Source organism: Hartmannibacter diazotrophicus, assembly GCF_900231165.1.
GTDB lineage: Bacteria > Pseudomonadota > Alphaproteobacteria > Rhizobiales > Pleomorphomonadaceae > Hartmannibacter > Hartmannibacter diazotrophicus.
On sequence record NZ_LT960614.1, the window covers coordinates 4,266,594 to 4,282,110 of the forward strand.

At 64.8% G+C, this 15,517-nt stretch carries 13 protein-coding genes; 3 read left to right on the forward strand and 10 right to left on the reverse strand.

All coding sequences use genetic code 11. The annotated features are described in order from the left end of the window. Window positions 1-5 precede the first annotated feature (5 nt). The 5 genes from HDIA_RS19870 to HDIA_RS19890 form a co-directional block, all read right to left on the reverse strand. Entirely contained in the window at window positions 6-2,015 is a 2,010-nt protein-coding gene (locus HDIA_RS19870) for a methyl-accepting chemotaxis protein (protein ID WP_099557736.1), read from the reverse strand. Between the two features lie 195 nt (window positions 2,016-2,210). Further along, window positions 2,211-3,833 carry an AMP-binding protein gene (locus HDIA_RS19875; RefSeq protein ID WP_099557737.1) on the reverse strand — a complete coding sequence of 541 codons (1,623 nt, stop codon included), beginning with the start codon at window positions 3,831-3,833 and terminating at the stop codon, window positions 2,211-2,213. A 217-nt stretch (window positions 3,834-4,050) separates the two neighbouring features. Further along, window positions 4,051-4,605, reverse strand: coding sequence for a CAP domain-containing protein (locus tag HDIA_RS25470; protein WP_157775747.1), 555 nt, complete (start codon window positions 4,603-4,605; stop codon window positions 4,051-4,053). 552 nt (window positions 4,606-5,157) lie between these two features. Further along, on the reverse strand, window positions 5,158-5,952 hold the full coding sequence (locus HDIA_RS19885) for a creatininase family protein (RefSeq protein ID WP_099559043.1): 795 nt from the start codon (window positions 5,950-5,952) through the stop codon (window positions 5,158-5,160). Window positions 5,953-5,965: 13 nt separating this feature from the next. Continuing rightward, a complete protein-coding gene (locus HDIA_RS19890; protein ID WP_099557739.1) occupies window positions 5,966-7,312 on the reverse strand; it encodes an 8-oxoguanine deaminase in 1,347 nt (448 codons plus the stop codon). A 187-nt stretch (window positions 7,313-7,499) separates the two neighbouring features. On the opposite strand from HDIA_RS19890, the gene HDIA_RS19895 reads away from it, so the two are divergent. Then, window positions 7,500-9,737, forward strand: a complete 2,238-nt coding sequence (locus HDIA_RS19895) for a heavy metal translocating P-type ATPase (RefSeq protein ID WP_197708050.1) — start codon at window positions 7,500-7,502, stop codon at window positions 9,735-9,737. A gap of 9 nt (window positions 9,738-9,746) precedes the next feature. Here the strand turns inward: HDIA_RS19895 and HDIA_RS19900 are convergent, their stop codons facing one another. Then, window positions 9,747-10,538 (reverse strand): alpha/beta fold hydrolase, encoded by a 792-nt coding sequence (locus HDIA_RS19900; protein ID WP_099557740.1) that lies wholly within the window; start codon window positions 10,536-10,538, stop codon window positions 9,747-9,749. A gap of 241 nt (window positions 10,539-10,779) precedes the next feature. On the opposite strand from HDIA_RS19900, the gene cbiB reads away from it, so the two are divergent. Next, a complete protein-coding gene (gene cbiB, locus HDIA_RS19905; RefSeq protein ID WP_099559045.1) occupies window positions 10,780-11,763 on the forward strand; it encodes an adenosylcobinamide-phosphate synthase CbiB in 984 nt (327 codons plus the stop codon). A gap of 91 nt (window positions 11,764-11,854) precedes the next feature. After that, window positions 11,855-12,289: a hypothetical protein gene (locus tag HDIA_RS19910; protein ID WP_157775748.1), complete on the forward strand. Its 435-nt coding sequence runs from the start codon at window positions 11,855-11,857 to the stop codon at window positions 12,287-12,289. 15 nt (window positions 12,290-12,304) lie between these two features. Here HDIA_RS19910 and HDIA_RS19915 read toward each other — a convergent pair whose 3' ends face one another. The 4 genes from HDIA_RS19915 to ccrA form a co-directional block, all read right to left on the reverse strand. Continuing rightward, window positions 12,305-13,051 (reverse strand): cobalt-precorrin-6A reductase, encoded by a 747-nt coding sequence (locus HDIA_RS19915; protein WP_099557742.1) that lies wholly within the window; start codon window positions 13,049-13,051, stop codon window positions 12,305-12,307. Beyond that, the gene (locus tag HDIA_RS19920; RefSeq protein ID WP_099557743.1) at window positions 13,048-13,413 is read right to left on the reverse strand and encodes a cupin domain-containing protein; all 366 of its coding nucleotides are present in this window, start codon (window positions 13,411-13,413) and stop codon (window positions 13,048-13,050) included. The genes HDIA_RS19915 and HDIA_RS19920 overlap by 4 nt, the downstream gene beginning before the upstream one ends. Window positions 13,414-13,539: 126 nt before the next feature. After that, a complete protein-coding gene (locus HDIA_RS19925) occupies window positions 13,540-13,755 on the reverse strand; it encodes a SlyX family protein (RefSeq protein ID WP_099557744.1) in 216 nt (71 codons plus the stop codon). An 80-nt stretch (window positions 13,756-13,835) separates the two neighbouring features. Beyond that, window positions 13,836-15,116: a crotonyl-CoA carboxylase/reductase gene (ccrA, locus tag HDIA_RS19930; RefSeq protein ID WP_099557745.1), complete on the reverse strand. Its 1,281-nt coding sequence runs from the start codon at window positions 15,114-15,116 to the stop codon at window positions 13,836-13,838. Between the last annotated feature and the right edge of the window lie 401 nt (window positions 15,117-15,517).

The window sequence follows — 15,517 nt, forward strand, 5'->3', positions numbered from 1 at the left end:
TCCGCTCAGGCGGCCGCCACATCGGCGAGGAACCGGTCGATCGTCGTCGTGAGCCTGCGCGTCATCTCGCCGACCTCGGCGGTCGCTCCGCTGACGTCGCCTGACGAGCGCCGGGTTTCGTCGCAGCTGCGCCCGACATTCTCGATGTTCTGATTGACCTCGATCGCGCTGTCTGCGACGAGCGAAATCGTACTGCTGATCTGCTGCGTGGCCGATCCCTGCTGCTGGATGGCGGCAACGACGGCGCCGATGCGTTCGGAAACCTCGCCCATGGTGCCGGTGATCTGGGCAATGGACTGAACCGTCGCTTGGGTCGAGGACTGGATCCCGCCGATATGGCCGGCGATTTCCTCGGTCGCCCGGGCGGTCTGGGCCGCGAGCGACTTGACCTCACCGGCGACGACGGCAAACCCCTTGCCGGCTTCCCCTGCCCGCGCGGCTTCGATGGTCGCATTGAGCGCCAGAAGATTGGTCTGTTCGGCAATCGCGCGGATCAGGCCGATCACTTCGCCGATCTTCGAGGCGGCATCGGCAAGCTGCTGCACTTCGCTGTTGCTCGCGTCGGCTTCCCGCCCGGCAGCCTCGACCACCCCGTTCGCCATGTTGACCTGATTGGAGATCTCCTGGATCGACGCGGACAGTTCTTCCGCCGCCGCGGCGACCGTCTCGACACCCGATCGGGTGGAACTCGACGTCGCCGTCGCGCTCGATGTCTGGCGCGCGGTGTCGTCGGCCAGCAGGCGCAGTCCCTCGGCGGTCCGGTTCATCCCTTCCATCGAGGCTGCGACACCGTCAAGCATCTCGCGGACATCATGGCGGAAGGCCTCGACGAGGTTGTCGACCCGGCTCTGGCGTTCCCGGCGCACCTCCGCATCCGTGAGGGCATCGTTGGCAAGCTGGCGACGCTCGATCGCATTGTCGCGGAAGATGGCAACGGTGCGGGCCATGTCGCCGAACTCGTCCTTGCGGTCCATGTCGGGCACCTCCGGCTCCTCGCCGTCGGCCAGCGCCATCATCACCCGCTTCAGCCGGCCGGCCGGCCCGGTGATGCTGCTCACGATGGCGAGGTTGATGCCGACGCCCAGGATGAGCGTCAGGCCCGCCACCAGGGGAATGACCAGCATCGCCCGGTCCTCGGCGGCCTTTCCGCTCGCCACCGCTGCCTCCTGGGTCGCGGACGCTGTCGCGACGATCTGTTCGACGATATCGGGCACCAGATCGAAATTGAGACGCAGCTTGTCGATGAGCGGCGCCCGCTGCAGCACGCCCTGCGACCACCCGGCGAAGGCGTTGGTATAGCCGTCGAGAAGCTGATGAAGCTGCGTCTTGTCGTCGGCGGAAATGTTGGTCTTGTCGATGTAGCGGCCCAGCCTGACGGCAGCGCTGTCCACCCGGCCGCGCGCGGAATCGCCCAGCGTCAGTTCGAACTGCGCGCGGGCGTGTTCCATCTGGGCATAGCCCTGGACGATCCGGACGGTCGCCTCGTTCATGCCGCTCTTGGAGACCTTGTTGATGGCGACGCCGAGCGCCTTGTCGGCGGAAACGAGCCCGCCGTAGAGCCCGTCCTCTGCCGTGAAGCCGATCACCGCCTGTTGCTTGAAGAGATCGTCGAAAAGACCGGAAATCGTCGCCAGTGCGTCGGTGAGAATCTGCAGCTGGTCGATCTCGATGCCAAGGCCCGCTGCCGCCTCGGCAAGCGACGCGGCCTGCGCCTCGACCCTGGCCGTGTCGCCGCGAAGCGCCGTTACGCCCGCCGGGGAGGGAGCGGCGACAAAACCGCCCTCGGCCGCGACCAGATCGAGGACATGGACCTCCACGAGGCGGGCGGACTGGACGAGCCGCGACACCGCCGTCACGTCGACCCCGCTCTGACGCAACACACCAATGGTGAAATACGACGCTCCGACCAGTCCCACGAGGCCGCAGAGCCAGATGAGGCTCGATGCCGTCAGGCGGGTGGAAAGGGAAAGACGGGAGAAGCCGCTGACGATGCGACTGGGAAGGAATGCACGCATAACAAGGCCGTCCAATCGAGGAAGTTTACCTCAAACTAGGTCGGGAATCTTGATAAGGGATTGATATCAATGCGAAATACGTCGATTGTATGATGAAATTATGGGCACGGAACAAAGCACGTGCCCAGCATTTCAGCAAAACCCGGAGTAGTATCGGATCGAAACAGGCGCGATCGGCCCGTGGCCGACGCCGCGCTACGGCGTCGCTGCCTCGCGAAAGGCGCGCCGGATGACCTTGCCCGATGTCGTCATCGGGATGTCCTCGACGAACTCGATTTCGCGCGGATATTCGTGGGCGGAAAGCCGCGAGCGCACGAAGCTCTTGATGTCGTTGACCAGATCGTCGCTGACCGTCACACCGTCCTGCGGCACGACATAGGCCTTGACGATTTCCGTGCGGATCGGATCCGGCTTGCCGACGACGACGGCAAGGCGCACCGCCGGATGCGCGATGAGGCAATCCTCGATCTCTCCGGGGCCGATGCGGTAGCCGGCCGAGGTGATGAGGTCGTCGTCCCGGCCGATGAAGCTGATGTAGCCCTCGTCGTCCATGACGCCCCGGTCGCCGGTGGTCATGTAGTCGCCGACGAACTTGGCTTCGGTCGCCTCGGGCTGATTCCAGTATTTCAGGAACATCACCGGATCGGGCCGCTCGATCGCGATCTCGCCTGCGACACCGGCGGGCACGGGCTCGCCATCCTCGCCGAGAATGACGACGGAATGGCCAGGTATCGGCTTGCCGATGGCGCCGGCCTTGGAAACGCCGAGTCCGGCACAGGACCCGATGACGGCGTTGCATTCCGTCTGCCCGTAGAACTCGTTGACCGGAATGCCGAAGGCCTCCCGCGCCCAGTGAAAGGCCTCGGTCCCCAGTCGTTCACCGGCCGAGCCGATGGCCCTCAGCTTCAGGGCGTCGCGGTCGATCCTGACCCCGTCGGCCTTCATCATCTTGAGCGCCGTCGGCGGCAGGAAGGCGTTCGTCACCTTGTGCCTGGCCATCAGCGCCAGCGCCCGTTCCGGATCGAACTTCTCGAAGCGGTAGGCAACGACCGGAACGCCGTAGTGCAAGGCCGGCATCAGCGCATTGAGAAGACCGCCCGCCCACGCCCAGTCGGAAGGGGTCCACATCACGTCGCCGGGCTGTGGCATCAATTCCTGCGAAAGCTGGATGCCCGGCAGATGGCCGAGCAGGACCTGATGGCCGTGCAGCGCCCCCTTCGGCGCGCCGGTGGTGCCCGAGGTGTAGATCATCAGCGCCGGATCGTCGGGGCGACTGTCGATCGCCTCGAACTCCCGTCCGCCCTGACCGGCGAAGGTCTTGAAGTCGACGGCATTCGGACCGGTGCCGTCCACCGTGATGACGAGCTCCAGATCGGACAGACTGCTGCGCAGGGGCTCGATCCGTTCGGCCGCCTCCACGGTCGTCACGAGCACCTTGATCCCCGCATCCTTCAGGCGGTACCGCAGCGCCTCTGTTCCAAACAGGATCGCCAGCGGCACGGCGATCGCCCCCATCTTGTAGGCGGCGACATGAGAAATCACGGTTTCGGGCGACTGGGGCAGAAGGATGCCCATCCGATCCCCCACCGCAAGGCCCGACGCCTTGAGGGCATTGGCCAGCCGGTTCGACCAGGACGCCAGATAGCCGTAGGTCGCAAAGCGCGGCGGCCCGGCCTCCCGATGAACGATCAGCGCCGGCCGGTCAGGCTCGGTCGCCGCCCAACGGTCGATCACGTCCCTGCCCATGTTGTAGAGGCCGGGAATATCGAAGCGAAAGCTTCGATGAAGATCGGGAAAGCTGGTCGGTCGGGTTAGCATGGCTGCACTCGTTCAGTAGTTCCTCTTATTCTGCGCCCTTGCAGCGCACAAAGCAAATTTTGTGTGCATTGCAACATTCAAATTGAAGCCAGAACGGGCAGGGAAAGACGAGCGAAAGCGGGAGCTTGGTCACAACCGTCGCGATAGCCGGCATAGAACCGGCAGCCCGTCATGTTGCGACTGCGTGATCGCAGTGCGAAGGAAATGCGCCGTCTTGTCATTGCGTTGCGGCGGCGGCCGCGACCTCCTCGGGCGTTTTCGGCCAGGCCAGGATGAGGCACCAGTAGACCTTGTACTTGCTGTTCGGATTGTAGGCGACGCCGATCCCCATCACGGTCTTGTCAGCGCTCTTCATGCCTGCGTCATGGCGCGGTGACTGGCGCCATTCGGAAAAGACATCGGCCAGGGTGTACTGACCCGCCGCGATGTTTTCGCCGGCGATCTTGTAGGCATAGCCGGCATCGCGCAGGCGCTTCAGCAGCGAGCCGTAGGGCTGAAGCACATGGGTCATGTCGCCGGACTTGGCCATCGCCTCCGCATAGTCCTGCGCGATCTTGACCAGCTTCGGGTCGGTCTTCAAAGGGCCGGCGCCGTTGGCGATGCGGTACTGGCTGATCATCTCGACCGCCTTGGCCTGATCGACCTTGGCGCCGGGCCGGGCCATGCTTTCGTAGATGGACGGCTTCTGGCGCGGGGGCTCGGGGGTCGAGCAGGCGGCAAGCGAGGCGGAGAGAGCGAGGAAAAGAGGCAACGACCGGGAAAAGAACGTCATGATCAAGTGTCCAGTGCCAAAGAAAGCAGGTCGCCCTGCGTGCGACTCCGCCGAACCGCTGCCGGCACAGTGGACGGCCGCAACACGGCAATGCTCAGCGTGTCTCGGTCTATTCCATGGCTTTCCTGCGGCAGCGGGGAGGACCGCGTCGAATCGCATTGTCCCGCGACTTCCTTCCCAAGCGATGAACGCCGCGAACAGAGCCGCAACGACAGGCGGCCACACCCGCCAACGCCTTCGGGCGCTGTGGAAAACCTGTGCATGAATGCCGGCGCGATGGCCTGGCGCTGTGGGATGTTCCATTTTCGTTCAAATGGATTGGGGTCAAGGTTCTTCCTTTGTCTGAAAAATCCCTAAGAAGCGCCCGGGGGCGCCTGCGACCGGAACGGGAAGACTTTGGCAGCAAAGGGAAATCTCGGATGGCAGAAAACAATTGTCGTTTCAGATAATTATCATAAAACCACGCCTTTCGGCCGGCCGAGATCGGCTCGACCGCTGCACGTGGAGATTTCCGCGAAGGTTGCGAAGATATTTAAAATTGGACCTAAACCGCTAGGAACCCCAAAGACTTGATGGGGAGAAACTGTGAATATCATCGAGGAGTTCGATAAATCCCCTCGCCGCGTGGTCGAGTGACCGACGGCCCTTCTCGGCCGTTGCAGCTGCGGCATTGCCGGCCGCGCCCTTGGCGTTGAGGTCCTGCATCGTCCAGCCGAATTGTGCCGGGCCATGGCCGCGAAGGTGCTTCTTCGTTGCGATGAGATCGAGTTGAAGCGTGCAGAAATCCTCCGCCGCGGTCATATCGACCAGATCGGGCGCCAGATGCAGCATGATCGAGGTCTCGATGTCGCCGCCGTGGATGCCGTAGGTTCGCTCCGCGTCCGGATAAAGGCCCTCGGGCTGACCGAAGCGCAGCCAGCTCGTCGCAACGGCCAGCATGCCGTGGCGGATGCGCAGCTCGCGGGCGACGATGTCCATGATCGGCACGTTGCCGCCATGCGACGTGACGATCACCAGCTTCTTCACCCCCGCCCTTGCGACGCTGTCGCCGATGTCGAGCCAGACCTTGGTCACCGTCTCCCAGTCGAGCGTCAGGGTGCCGGGCGAGGCGATATGCTCGTTGGACTTCGCCACCGCCTGCACGGGCAGGAAGGTGGCCGGAAGCCCCTTCGGCATCAGCTCGATCACCCGTTCGACCTGCCCTTCGGCAATCGTCGTGTCGGTCGAGACCGGCAGATGCGGCCCGTGCTGCTCGATGGCGGCGACGGGCAGCACGGCGACCCAGTCGGACGTATCGCCAAGAAAATCCGGGGCCCGCATCTCGGCCCAGCGGCGGCGGGGAAGCATCATCGGATCTGACTCAAAGCGCCTCGAGGAACTTCTTCGCCGCTTCGCCATGCTCGTAGCGCAGCCGCGCGACATCGACGCCGAGCGGCGCGCCGTCGGTGACGCGCCATTGGCCCGCCACCATCACCCGGTCCGCCGCGTGGGCGCCGCAGAGCACGAGGGCCGCCAGCGGATCGCCGGCACCGGAAAAGCGCAATTCGTCCAGCGTGAACATGGCGATGTCGGCCTGCTTGCCGACCGCGATCTTGCCGATATCCTCACGCCCGAGACAGCGCGCCGAGCCTTCCGTCGCCCATTTGAAGACGTCGAAATGGGTCACCGAGGCCGCGTCATAGGTGAGGCGCCCGATCATCAGCGCGTGACGCAACGCTTCCATCAGGTTGGAATTGTCGTTGGAAGCCGACCCGTCAACGCCGAGGCCGACCGGCGAACCGGCCGCGTCCAGTTCCTTGGTCCGGCACTGGCCGGAGGCGAGCACCATGTTGGACGTCGGGCAATGGCAGACGCCGACGCAGGCATGGCCGAGCCGCTTCACCTCGTCGTCGTTGAAGTGGATGCCGTGGGCGAGCCACACCCGATGGTTCATCCAGCCCACGTCCTCCAGATAGTCCACCGGCCGGCACTGGAATTTCTCCATGCAATAGGCCGTCTCGTCGTTGGTCTCGGCGAGGTGGGTGTGGAGGCGCAGGTCGTATTTCTCGGCCATCCTGGCCGATTCGACCATGACCTCCTTCTTCACGTTGAAGGGCGCGCAAGGAGCAAGCGCCACCTTGAACATCGCCCCCTCCGAGGCGTCGTGGTACTTCGAGACGACCCGCTCGCAGTCCGCCAGGATGACGTCCGTGTCCTGCACCGTGCCGGGAATGGCGGTGCCGCCCTCCTCCACCGTCAGGTTCATGGAGCCGCGCGTCAGCGTCATGCGCATGCCGATGGCGCTCGCCTCTTCCGCCTGGATGTCCATCGCGTTGTCGAGGCCGGGCGTATAGAGATAGTGATGGTCGGAGGCGGTGGTGCAGCCCGAAAGCAGAAGTTCTGTGAGCGACAGACGCGTGCCGAGGCGGAAGGCGTCCGGCTTCACGTTCTTCGCCCAGATCGGATAGAGCGCCATCAGCCAGGGAAAGAGTTCCTTGTTGATCGCCGCCGGATGGGCCCGCGTCAGCGTCTGGAACATGTGGTGGTGGGTGTTGACGAGGCCCGGAATGACCACATGCCGCGAGGCGTCATAGGTCTCGTCGACAGGCGCCGACGGCGTCTTGCCCGAGGCGACCAGTTCGACGATCTTCCTGCCCTCGACCACGATGCCGCCACCCGCATCTCCATCGGCCAGAATGGCGAGCGGGTTCTTGATCCAGAGCCTCATCGGCAGGTGCCTTTCCTGTACTGTTCAAATTTCGGGCTTGCCCTTTGTGTCACCATAGCAACGGGATCGTCCCCAGTGCGAGAGAATTCCGGCCGCAGAGTGATTGAAACAAGAGGGCTTTGCCGGACTTGACCTTCCCGTCACTGGAAACCTCATATGAGCGCCAGAAAGATCGGGAGATCCCGCCATGGATGCAATGACAGCGCCGCGCCAGCAGGCCGCCGCAACGACCCAGAAGACCTTCGATATTCGCGGCATGACCTGCGCCGCCTGTTCCGCGCGCGTCGAGAAGGTGCTGTCGCGCATCGACGGCGTGGTCGAGGCGCATGTGAACCTGCCGCTGGAACGCGCCGACGTGACCCTGATGAGCGGCACGCCCGTCGAAGTCCTCGTCGATGCGGTGGATCTCGCCGGTTACGAGGCCATTCCGCGCGCCGACGTCCCCGCCGCCCGCCGCAAGGCGCGCGAGGAACGGGAAGCAAGCCAGCGCGCCGAATGGCGCCATCTTCTGCTGATCTTTGCCGTCTCCGCGCTGCTGACCCTTCCCTTCCTTGCCCAGATGATCGGCATGGCGTGGGGCGGCGGACACCTGCTCTCGCCGGTCACCGAACTCGTCCTCGGCACGCTGGTGCAGGTGATCGCAGGCACGCGCTTCTATCGCGGCGCGTGGCATGCGCTACGCGGCGGCAGCGCCAACATGGATGTGCTCGTCGCCCTCGGCACGACGACGGCCTGGGCCTTCAGCGTCTATATGCTGGCAACGCGCGGCCATGCTGCCATGGGCCATCTCTATTTCGAGGGCGCGGCCACCGTCCTGACGCTGATCCTGGCCGGCAAGCTGATGGAAAGCCGCGCCAAGGCCGGCACCACGGCGGCAATCCGCGCCCTGATGGCCCTGCGCCCCGAAACGGCGACCCGCGTCACGCAAACCGGCGAGGAAACCGTGCCCGTCGAGAACCTCGTGCTCGGCGACAAGATCCGCGTTCGCCCCGGCGAGCGCGTGCCCGTCGACGGCATGATCGAGGATGGCGCCAGCAGCCTCGACGAAAGCCTCGTCACCGGCGAGAGCCTTCCGGTCGAGAAGGCCGTCGGCGACAAGGTCGTTGCCGGCACGCTCAACGGCGAAGGCGTCCTGACGCTTCGGGCCGATGCGCTCGGCGAGGATACGACGCTCGCCCGCATCACCCGCATGGTCGAGAACGCCCAGACCGGCAAGGCGCCCGTCCAGCGGCTCGTCGACAGGATTTCGGCGGTCTTCGTGCCCACCGTCGTTGCCATCGCCGTCCTCGCCGTCCTTGGCTGGCTGATCAACGGCGCCGACTTCGAAACCGCACTGATCGCCGGCGTTTCCGTGCTCGTGGTCGCCTGCCCCTGCGCCCTCGGCCTTGCGACCCCGACAGCGCTCGTCGCCGGAACCGGCGCCGCCGCCAGGGCCGGCATTCTGGTCAAGGACATCGAGACGCTCGAGCGCACCCACCACATCGATACCGTGATCTTCGACAAGACCGGCACGCTGACGATCGGCAAGCCGGCTGTCACCGATGTGGTGCCTGCACCCGGCGTGAGCGAAGACGAGATCCTGCGCCTTGCCGGCTCGGTCCAGGCGATGAGCCTCCACCCGCTGGCCGGTGCCGTCGTCGAGGCCGCCAGGGAACGCGGAATCGCACTCCAACCGGCCGAGGCATTTCGCTCGCGCACCGGCCGCGGCGTGACCGCTCGCGTCGACGGCGTCCGCGTCGCCATCGGCAACGAGGCCCTGATGGCCGAGGAAAAGGCGGCCATTGGTGTTCTTTCGGCGGACTTCTTGCGCCTGGAGGAGGAAGCCAAGACCGTCACCTTCGTGGCGCGTGACGGGGTGGTCATCGGCCTTATCGCGCTGGCCGATCAGCTTCGCCCCGAGGCCGTCATGGCGGTCAACGCGTTGAAGGCCAGGGGCGTCGCCTCTCGTATGCTCACCGGCGACAGCACCGCCGTCGCACGATCCGTGGCCGCAAGGCTCGATCTCGACGGCTGGCAGGGACCGGTGCGTCCGGAGGACAAGGGCGACGAGGTCACCCGGCTTCAGGGCGAGGGCCACAGGGTGGCGATGGTCGGCGACGGCGTCAACGATGCCCCGGCGCTCAGCCTCGCCGATGTCGGCATCGCCATCGGCACGGGATCGGACGTGGCGCTGGAAAGCGCCGGCATCACCCTGATGCGGCCCGACCCGAGACTGGTGGCCGCCGCGCTCGACATCGCCTCCGCGACCTGGTGGAAGATCCGCACCAACCTCTTCTGGGCCTTCATCTTCAACGTGATCGGCATTCCCGTCGCCGCTTTTGGCCTTCTGACCCCGGCCCTTGCCGGTGCCGCCATGGCGATGAGTTCGGTGACGGTGGTGACGAATGCCGCGCTGCTGACGCGCTGGAAGGCAAAGCTGGACTGAGACGCAGGGTTATCCCACGTCTTCCAGCGTGATCTGGTGGGCGATCAGCCGCGCCACCTCGCGCGGCACCTCCAGATGCGGCATGTGGCCGACACCGGCAAAGCGGTGCAGCGCCACCATGCCCGGAAGGCCGGCCGACTGGCTGACCGGCAGCACCCGGTCGGCAAAGCCCCAGATCACCTTCACCGGCACCTTGAGGTCGCCGAGCGCCTCGCGCGGCAGCATCTTCTGCATGTTGCCGTCGAGGATCGATTCGCAGATGTCGACCAGCGTCTCGACCCGGCCGGGTTCGGCCCGTTCGCGCGCCTCGTTCTCGACCATCCGGCGCGGCAGGCGGAACGCCGGCCCGAAGAACTGCGGCACCAGCGGCGCCAGCGCCTCCAGGTCCCGTGCCCGGCCATAGGCGCGAAGAAGCACATGATTGATTTCGCGGCCGAAGCCGCCCGGCGAAAGCAGCGTAAGGCTCGCAAGCCGTTCCGGTGCCTTGAGGGCCAGCAGCGCCGCCACGGCCCCGCCCATGGAATGGCCGACGAGATGCACCCGGTCGAGCCCCAGCGCATCCATGCTGGCCATCACCGCCAGCATTGAGACATGGGCGTTGCCGATCTTCGCCGCGCCGAGCGCCCGGCCATGGCCCGGCAGGTCGAAGGCGATGGACCGGCGCCGGCGCTCAAGGGCGATCTGGAGATTGGTCCAGCCGGCCGCACTCCCCCCGAAGCCGTGCAGCAGCACCAGCGGCGGATGCTGGTCCACGACGCCGCGCTTGGCATAAGGCAGGATGTCGGTGCTGTCGGTGGGCAAGGCGGAACGTCTTGGCTCGAGAAATCGGCGCCCCAAAGGTCACCGGCCATGGTCTGTGAAAGAATGCCGCGGCAATCCGGTTCACGCAGAAAAAGGGTGGCGACTGTCGACGATTGTCCACCCCTCTACCGTCAATAGACAATGAAGCGGCGAATGACGAGCGTCGATCGCGCATTTGCACAGGGCATTTTTCGGCGTATCAGTCGCCGGCGATCGATCTCGTCATCATCGAACACGTCGGATCAGCATCTTGGACTTCTGGCTCTTTCCGTTTCTCGCCCTCGCCGCGATCCTCACCGAAGCACTGACGGGCTATCCGCAAGTCCTCTTTCGGTGGATCGGCCATCCGGTCACCTGGATCGGTGCGCTGATCGCCGCGCTCGACGATGCATTGAATCGGCCGGAGCATGGCGAGGACATTCGAAGGGCGCTTGGCGTCGTCGCGCTCGCGATCATCATCGGCCTGCCGACACTCGCCGCCTTCCTTCTCGACCGGCTGATCGGCTTTCATCCGATCGGCTTCGCGGCGCTTGCCATCCTCGCCTCGACGCTGCTCGCCCAGCGCAGCCTCTATGTTCATGTCGCGCAGGTTTCGGTGGGGTTGCGCGTGTCGCTTGAGGAAGGCCGCACAGCCGTCGGCCGGATCGTCGGGCGCAACCCGGCCTATCTCGACGAGGCGGGCGTTTCCCGCGCGGCCATCGAAAGCCTTGCCGAAAACCTGTCCGACGGTATCGTCGCGCCGGTCTTCTACATGACGATCCTCGGGTTCCCGGGCGGCGTCGCCTACAAGGCCGTCAACACCGCCGACAGCATGATCGGCCACAAGACCGAGCGCCACGGCGCCTTCGGCTGGGCCTCCGCCCGCTTCGACGACCTCGTCAACCTGCCGGCCTCAAGGCTCTCGGCGCTGTTCCTGGTGCTGGCCGCCGCCACCATGCGCGGCGCCTCGCCGAGGCAGGCCGTCCAGGCCGTCTTCCGCGATGCCCAGCATCACCGCTCGCCCAATGCCGGCTGGCCGGAGGCGGCGACCGCAGGGGCCCTCGGCCTCGCCCTCAACGGTCCGAAGGTCTATGGCAACACCCGCGTCAACGACGCCACCATGGGCAACGGCCGGCGCGACGTTGGCCCGGACGACATCGACCGGGCATTGGCGCTCTACGTTCGGGCGTTAACGATCCAGGCGATTATTGTATTCATAGCCGCATTGGGACTTGCGTTACTTTAATCTAGTCAAGACAATAACTTCCTGTCGACAATTTATTAATCCTTAATATTTCTTCTTTGACAGATTTGATCAAATGAGTGATTTGCAATGGGTGACGATCAGGAACGGCTCCAGGATTGATATCGGCGCCGTCGGCTTTTCCGGAAACAAGGCGGTCGCGATCGCCTCGTTTTTCGATCCTCGTGATGGAAATTACGATGGCAAGGTGAACCTTCTTGAGTGCATGGCCGGCCATATCCCGAACCTGGCTCTCGAACAGCGCGCGATCATGCAGATCGCCGAATTCGCCTCGATCAACAGCGAAGTGATCTCCCGGGACGCCGACTTCGCAATGAACGCCAATCATCTGTTCGTGAAATACGGAATGGAACTGACGGTCAACGCAATCTACAGCTGGTACATAGACCGAAACATCAAAAGTATCGGTGCGACGTTCACCCGAAACGGCAAGAAGAGCATGATCAAGTGCATTGCCGTCAGAAAAGGGCTGGAGCACATCGTCAAGAACGGCATCCTTCATCCTTGAAGGCTAGGCCGGCGCTCAAGACGCATCGATCCACGCCAGCACGGCCTCCGGATCATGCACCGTCGGCACGTCGGCCCGGGCCGGCGGCGTCACCATGACCACTTCGATGCCCAGCCGGCGCGCAGCCTCGATCTTGCCGTAGGTCGCCGGGCCGCCGCTGTTCTTGGAAACGACGACGTCGATCCCTTCGTCCCGCATCAGGGCTTCCTCCGCGTCGGCGGCATAGGGACCGCGATCGAGCACAAGGCGATGCCTAGGGAAGACGGACAGATCGCCTGGGTCGTCGATGCTACGGATCAGGTAGGCGTGCTGCGGGGCGACAGAAAAATCGGCGATGCCGAGCCGACCGATGGTCAGGAACACCCGCCGGGGTGCAGACCCCAGCGCCGCGACGGCACCGGCATTGTCGGCAACCTCGGTCCACCGGTCGCCGGGCTCGCGCTGCCACGGCGGGCGGGCAAGGACGAGCAGAGGCACGCCGGCGGCGTGCGCGGCAATCACGGCATTGTCGGAAATCTGCGCGGCGAAGGGGTGCGTGGCATCGACGAGATGCGTGATCCCCTCATCGCGCAGGTGGGCGGCAAGCCCATCAGCGCCGCCGAATCCGCCGATCCGGGTCGGCAGCGGCAGCGGCTTCGGTGCCACCGTGCGCCCGGCAAGCGAGACCCTCGCGTCAAGACCCCGACGCTCGGCCAGCAGTCGGCAAAGGCTTGCTGCCTCCTGCGTCCCTCCAAGCACCAGAATGCGCGGCTTCCCAGTCAAGGCAGGCGGATCACGTAGAGCTTGCGGGTCGTCTCGACCACTTCCCAAAGACCCGAGAACCCCGGCCGGATAACGAAGCTGTCGCCGGCTTCCAGCCGATGCGGAGCCTCCGCGCCGTCTTCGTGCAGCAACGAGATGCCGGACTGGATGGAGCAGAATTCCCACTCGTCGTAGGAGACGCGCCAGATCCCGGGCGTTGCCTCCCAGACGCCGGAGAACATCTTGCCGTCCGGGCTCTCCTCCACATTCCAGGTGCGAAAGCGCGGATCGCCCTTGACGATGCGGTCAGGCTCCGGCGCCCCGTCTTCCGGAACGGTGGCGGAGAGGTCGAAGGGCAGGAACTTGGGCGGGACGTCGTCCATTGGAAAGCCTTGGCTGGTGGTCGTGGAGCCAAGGTAAGGTCACACGGGGAGTTGGTCCAGTCGGGGCCGTTCCCGACGCGAGCTGCCGGACGCAGGACGCCGGCACGGACACCTGCTCCGCCGCCCTCAATAATGCGGCGGCGGCGGCTCCGGCGGCGCGGTGGCCGCAAGGCGGCCCTCGGCATGGTGTAGCCGGTCGAACAGCGTCGCCATCGCCTTCTTGAGCTGGTCGATCTCCGACCACTGCGCGGTGATGGTCCGGTTGAGGTCCTCGATCACCTCGTCCTGATGGGCGATCTTCATCTCGAGCGCATCGATGCGCGCGCTGTCACTGTCCGTCATGCCGTCACCCTTCCCGCGGTTGCCGGCCTTCCTAACCGATAACCGCGGGAAAAGGCAAAAGGCTCCGATCCCGGGGCCGGTCAGTCGCCGGTGACCTCCAGGACGTCCTCAAGCGACTTGAGGCCGGTCTTCGGGGCGTTGACCAGCACGGCCATGTTGCCCGGCGCATGCAGGTTCTTCCACATCTTGGTGTGGGCGGCCGGGATCTGGTCCCAGGCGAAGACCTCCGACATGCACGGATCGACCCGGCGGTTGAGCACGAAGCGGTTGGCCTCGCTCGCCTGCTTGAGGTGGGCGAAGTGCGACCCCTGGATGCGCTTCTGGTGCATCCAGACATAACGGGCGTCGAAGGTGATGTTGAAGCCGGACGTGCCGGCACAAAAGACCACCATGCCGCCGCGCTTGACGACGAAGGTCGAGACCGGGAAGGTCGCCTCGCCCGGATGCTCGAACACCGTATCGACGTTGACGCCCTTGCCTGTGATGTCCCAGATCGCCTTGCCGAACTTGCGCGCTTCGGCGAACCACTTGTCGTATTCGGGGCTGCCGACCTTCGGCAACTGGCCCCAGCAGTCGAAGTCCTTGCGGTTGATGACGCCCTTGGCCCCAAGGCTCATGACGTAATCACGCTTGGTCTCGTCGGAGATGACGCCGATGGCGTTGGCGCCCGCTGCCGCGATGATCTGCACCGCGAAGACGCCGAGACCGCCCGAAGCGCCCCACACCAGCACGTTCTGGCCCGGCTTCAGCGTATGCGGGGCATGGCCGAAGAGCATGCGGTAGGCGGTGGCCAGCGTCAGCATGTAGGAGGCCGATTCCTCCCAGGACAGATGCTTCGGGCGCGGCAGCAGCTGCCGGCTCTGCACCCGGCAGAACTGGGCGAAGGAGCCGTCGTTGGTCTCGTAGCCCCAGATGCGCTGCGAGGGCGACAGCATCGGGTCGCCGCCATTGCACTCCTCGTCGTCGCCGTCGTCCTGGTTGCAGTGGACGATGACCTCGTCGCCAACCTTCCAGCGCTTCACCTTGGAACCGACGGCCCAGACGATGCCGGACGCATCGGAACCGGCGATGTGATAGGGTTGCTTGTGGCCGTCGAAAGGCGAGATCGGCTTGCCGAGCGAGGCCCAGACGCCGTTGTAGTTGACGCCAGCGGCCATCACGAGCACCAGCACTTCGTCGTTTTCCAGCTGCCAGGTCGGCACGACCTCGAGCTGCATGGCCTCTTCCGGCGGCCCGTGGCGCTCCTTGCGGATGCACCAGGCCCACATCTTTTCCGGAACGTGGCCGAGCGGCGGAATTTCGCCGATGTCGTAGAGATCCTTGGTTTCAGACCCCGATTTCAGTTTTGTGGCAGCGCTCATGGCTTTTTCTCTCTTGAACGGTCGGTCCTGAGATCGGCCGAGGCATGCGATCTCCCTTGTTTCGCATTTTGCTGCAGCGCGGCAGCGGCCTTCAGCTGACCCGGTTGCCTACACCATGCACAGGTCAATCCGATCTTGCGTATAGGGCAACACGTCGCATGCGCCGAAAGACCAAATCGGCGGATTTCCGCACTTTTGTGAGGCAATCCCAAGTCTTGTGCAATTCCATGACACAAGGTGCGTCGAATTGCTGCTGTGCGAAGGAAGGGCTTTTCGAAGGCCTCAAGGCGTGCCTATAGCTTGAGACAAGAATAAGCTGATGCCGCGCCGGAACGTCTGAAGGTGATCTGCCTGGCAGAGACTTGCCCGGGCAAGAAACGCCGCAAAGTCCGGCGAAACCA

What these genes read in the sequence shown, in the direction of transcription:
- HDIA_RS19870 (WP_099557736.1), bottom strand. Translation starts at nt 2,015, where the DNA reads ATGCGTGCATTCCTTCCCAGTCGCATCGTCAGCGGCTTCTCCCGTCTT.
- HDIA_RS19875 (WP_099557737.1), bottom strand. Translation starts at nt 3,833, where the DNA reads ATGCTAACCCGACCGACCAGCTTTCCCGATCTTCATCGAAGCTTTCGC.
- HDIA_RS25470 (WP_157775747.1), bottom strand. Translation starts at nt 4,605, where the DNA reads ATGACGTTCTTTTCCCGGTCGTTGCCTCTTTTCCTCGCTCTCTCCGCC.
- HDIA_RS19885 (WP_099559043.1), bottom strand. Translation starts at nt 5,952, where the DNA reads ATGCTTCCCCGCCGCCGCTGGGCCGAGATGCGGGCCCCGGATTTTCTT.
- HDIA_RS19890 (WP_099557739.1), bottom strand. Translation starts at nt 7,312, where the DNA reads ATGAGGCTCTGGATCAAGAACCCGCTCGCCATTCTGGCCGATGGAGAT.
- HDIA_RS19895 (WP_197708050.1), top strand. Translation starts at nt 7,500, where the DNA reads ATGGATGCAATGACAGCGCCGCGCCAGCAGGCCGCCGCAACGACCCAG.
- HDIA_RS19920 (WP_099557743.1), bottom strand. Translation starts at nt 13,413, where the DNA reads ATGGACGACGTCCCGCCCAAGTTCCTGCCCTTCGACCTCTCCGCCACC.
- HDIA_RS19925 (WP_099557744.1), bottom strand. Translation starts at nt 13,755, where the DNA reads ATGACGGACAGTGACAGCGCGCGCATCGATGCGCTCGAGATGAAGATC.
- ccrA (WP_099557745.1), bottom strand. Translation starts at nt 15,116, where the DNA reads ATGAGCGCTGCCACAAAACTGAAATCGGGGTCTGAAACCAAGGATCTC.